Source organism: Streptomyces sp. NPDC005070 (genome assembly GCF_053600395.1).
The window spans coordinates 1-2793 of the sequence record NZ_JBSFZS010000350.1 but is presented as its reverse complement, the minus strand read 5'-3'; the positions used below and the strand labels follow the sequence as shown (position 1 = coordinate 2793).

The window sequence follows — 2793 nt, the reverse complement described above, 5'->3', positions numbered from 1 at the left end:
CCCGGCTCGGCTGTTCGGTCCCGGCCTGACTGGGTTCAAGAGTGAGGCCACCTACTGCAGCAGCGGCAAGGCCGGCAAGCGCGCAGACGACGTCGGCGCCTCCTTGTGTCATCGACACGGGCGTGTGGTTCTTCGGCAAGCTTGTCCTGCTCGCCCAAGCGGTGGCCGTTGGAGCCGCAGGCGGAAGGGCGGGGCAGTACTCGCCGGCTACGTACCAGGCTTCCTCGAGGTGTCCCCAACCATGACGATGCGGCAGGAGGCCTCGATCGGGGTGCCCTGGTCGACAGTCGACAGGCATGAACGGCGACGCGCACTCGGTGGGAAGTAGCGGCGGTGGCAGCGCGCGGATCGCAACGGGGTGAGGTGACGGGCTTCACCGATCGCGCGGAGATCGAGTCGGAGCGGATGCGGGGCTTCAGTAGTCACTGCCGGAGGTGAACAGTTCAGGACGGTCGCGGACGGGCCCCGTGAACATCTCGGAGTGTGCCGTCCAGGAGGAGGGTGTAGCGCGTGCATCTTCCATCGCGTTCGCGGCGCAGGCCGGACCGTTCGAGATCGGTGACGATGTTCTGGACGGTGCGCTCAGTGATCCGGCAGGCCGTGGCGATGTCACGCAGCGGGGCGGCGGGTCGCGGGCGACCGCGAACAGCACGCGGGCGTGCCCGGCCAGGAAGCCCCAGCACCCTGCACGACCTGCCCCCTTGCGTTTGTCAGTGTGAGGTCTCAGGAGATGCTTGACCGTTTGTGCTCTGGACATGGTTGACACGTTCGACTGAACGTCCGTCGTCTCCCAACTGCTCCTAGGGCATGGGTGCTTCAGTCGGAGTCGTGGATGTTCAGCAGTTGGCCGAGTACCGCTATCGGGCTGTCCGCGAGGTGCTCGGCGGGTCTCCGATCGGTGAGGTCGCCGCCCGATACGGCACTTCACGGCAGACGCTGCACAGCTGGCGGCGACGGTTCGAGCAGGAGGGCATGCCTGGTCTGCTGGACCGCTCCCGGCGCCCGTGGAACAGCCCCACACGCCTGTCCGCCGAGGTGGAGGCCGAGATCTGCGAGCTGCGTCGCCGGCATCCGCGGTGGGGTGCCCGCCGGATCTCTCACGAGCTGGCCGGCCGCGGGCTGGAGTCCGCACCGTCGCGGGCAACGGTCCACCGGGTGCTGTCCCGCAACGGCCTGGTCCGCGTCCAGGAACAGCAGCATCCGCGCAAGTACCGCCGGTGGCAACGTGAGGCGCCCATGCACCTGTGGCAGTTGGACCTGGTCGGAGGGGTTCCGCTGGCCGACGGGCGGGAGTGCAAGATGGTCACCGGCATCGACGACCACTCCCGGTTCGTCGTGATCGCCTCAGTGGTGGCCGTGCCCAGCGCCCGCGCGGTGTGCTCGGCCTTCACCGCCGCCATGCGCCGTTACGGGGTGCCCTTCGAGGTCCTGACGGACAACGGCAAGCAGTTCACCGGCCGTCATACCCGCCCCCAGCCAGTGGAGGTGCTCTTCGAGCGCATCTGCCGGGAGAACGGCATCACCCAGCGGCTGACCAAGCCGCGCTCGCCCACCACCACGGGCAAGATCGAACGCTTTCACCGCACCCTGCGCGAGGAGTTCCTCGATCACGTCGCGCCGTTCGAGTCGCTGGCCGCAGCCCAGGAAGCGATCGACGGCTGGGTGCACGCCTACAACCACCAGCGCCCGCACCAGGCCCTGAACATGGCTGTCCCCATCAGTCTCTTCCGTCCCCATGCTGCCGTCCGCGGCGGTGGCGAGCACTCTGAACAGGCCGTCGCTGAACTGGAGTTGTCCGTCGAGGTTGTCGAGCCGCCGGTTCTGCCGCCGCAGGGCACCGCGATCGAGTTCGACGTGCGGGTGCCTCCCAGCGGCGAGATCACCCTGGTCACGCGCAGGCAGCGAGTCGGCATCCACCAGGCCCTGGCCGGCAGGACGCTGACGGTCTGGGCGAACCAGCGCAGCGTCCATTTCCTCCTCGACGGGCACCTCGTCACCACGGTCCCGTCCCGGCTGCGGCCGGAGGATCTCGCCTACCTGACCATGCGCTACGGCGCCCGTCCAGCCGGTCCCGAGCCCGCACCCGCCGCCCTGCCCAGGGCCCGCAGCGGCACGGCCATCCTCGCCGCGGGCGAACCGGTCGAGGTCGACCGCAAGGTCCATCGTGACGGGATCGTCTGCCTGGCCGGGGGCCGCTACCAGGTCGGGTTCGCCCTCGCCAGCCGCACGATCACTCTCCGCCTCGACGGGCACCTCATGCACGCCATCGCCGACAACGCCCTGATGGGAACGTGGCCCTGCCCCGTTCCGGCCGAGCGTCTGGGGCAGATCCTCGGGGCGCGGACGGCGACGTCCCCGCTGCCGCCTCCGCCCCTGCCGGCCGGTGCCATCCGGGCCCAGCGCAAGGTGCATGCGAGTGGCCGCTTCATGATCAACGGTCAGTTCATCAAGCTCGGCCCGCGGCATGCCGGAAAGATCGTCACCGTCGTCATCGAGGACACCCACTACCGGATCCTGCACGGTGAGGACGAACTCGCCGTCCGCCCCCGCAAGAACCGCGAACCGATCACCAGGCTCTACGTCAAAGGCATGGGAACCCAGAAGGACCGTCAAGGATCTCCTGACGACAAACCGTCAAGGAAGTCCTGAGACCTCACACCGACATGCGTTGACGCCGCCCGGCCATGCCCAGGTCACTGAGCTGAGCGTCGTTGCACTCATTGACATCCTCGCCCGCCTAAAGGAGGGCGATTCCCGCCTGCCGCGCTGTTGTCGGGCGCGGCTTCGGGTGGG

General features: G+C 68.7%; 1 protein-coding gene. It reads left to right on the top strand.

The window, feature by feature from the left end; all coding sequences use genetic code 11:
• Window positions 1-807: 807 nt before the first annotated feature.
• Window positions 808-2649 carry an IS481 family transposase gene (locus ACWEBX_RS38905; protein WP_451889428.1) on the top strand — a complete coding sequence of 614 codons (1842 nt, stop codon included), beginning with the start codon at window positions 808-810 and terminating at the stop codon, window positions 2647-2649.
• Window positions 2650-2793 lie beyond the last annotated feature (144 nt).

Bases quoted from the DNA above. Each gene is read 5' to 3' on its own strand.
- ACWEBX_RS38905 (WP_451889428.1), top strand. From the start codon at position 808: ATGGGTGCTTCAGTCGGAGTCGTGGATGTTCAGCAGTTGGCCGAGTAC.